This window comes from Thioclava sp. F36-7, from assembly GCF_002020075.1.
Classification (GTDB): domain Bacteria; phylum Pseudomonadota; class Alphaproteobacteria; order Rhodobacterales; family Rhodobacteraceae; genus Thioclava; species Thioclava sediminum.
In genome coordinates, this window is sequence record NZ_MPZR01000032.1 from 1 (window position 1) to 941 (window position 941).

The window sequence follows — 941 nt, forward strand, 5'->3', positions numbered from 1 at the left end:
AGGGAACGCTTCGCGCCCCGGCAGCTGCGCTTTTCAGATAGCTGGCGGCTGCCGGGGCGCTTTGGCCCAGCGGGCCAAACCTGAACGATGCGATCAGGTGTTGGCGCTGTTTCGGGCGCGACTTTGGGCAAGTCGATAGCTGTCGCCGTTCATCTCGAGGATGTGGACATGGTGGGTGAGCCGGTCGAGCAGAGCGCCGGTCAGGCGCTCGGAGCCGAAGGTTTCGGTCCATTCGTCGAAGGGCAGATTGCTGGTGATCATGGTGGCGCCCCGCTCGTAGCGCTGCGAGATCAGTTCGAAGAGCAGCTCGGCGCCGGTCTTGCTCAGAGGCACGAAGCCCAGCTCGTCGATGATCAGGAGCTTGTATCCGACCATCTGTTTTTGCAGGCGTAGCAAGCGGCGCTCGTCGCGGGCCTCCATCAGCTCGTGGACCAATGCGGCGGCGGTGGTGAAGCCGACGGAAAGGCCCTTCTGGCAGGCGGCCAGTCCAAGGCCCAAGGCGACATGGGTCTTGCCGGTGCCGCTCGGGCCGAGGGCAATGACATTCTCGCGCCGCTCGATCCATTCCCCGCGGGCGAGTTCCAGCACCTGCATCTTGTTGAGCTTGGGGATCGCCTTGAAGTCGAAGCTGTCGAGGCTTTTGGTCGCCGGGAACTTCGCCGCCTTGATGCGGCGCTCGACCATCCGCCGTTCGCGGTCGATCAGTTCGAGTTCCACCAGGCGCGCCAGGAAGCGAACGTGGTCCTGTCCCTCCGCGGCGCACTGGCGCGCGAGCTTGTCGTATTCCCTCAGGAAGGTCGGCAGCTTGAGCGTCTTCAGATGATGGGCGAGCAGCAGGTCGGGCGCGTCGGTCATCGGGCCTCCTCCGAGATCAGGCACATGTAGCTGGCCGCCGAGGTCTTTCCGACCTCGGCCCGCGGCAGGTAGGGATAGACGTCGAG

At 64.7% G+C, this 941-nt stretch carries 1 protein-coding gene; it reads right to left on the bottom strand.

The annotated features are described in order from the left end of the window. Window positions 1–93: 93 nt before the first annotated feature. On the bottom strand, window positions 94–855 hold the full coding sequence (gene istB, locus BMI89_RS20505) for an IS21-like element helper ATPase IstB (RefSeq protein WP_078572607.1): 762 nt from the start codon (window positions 853–855) through the stop codon (window positions 94–96). Window positions 856–941: the final 86 nt, after the last annotated feature.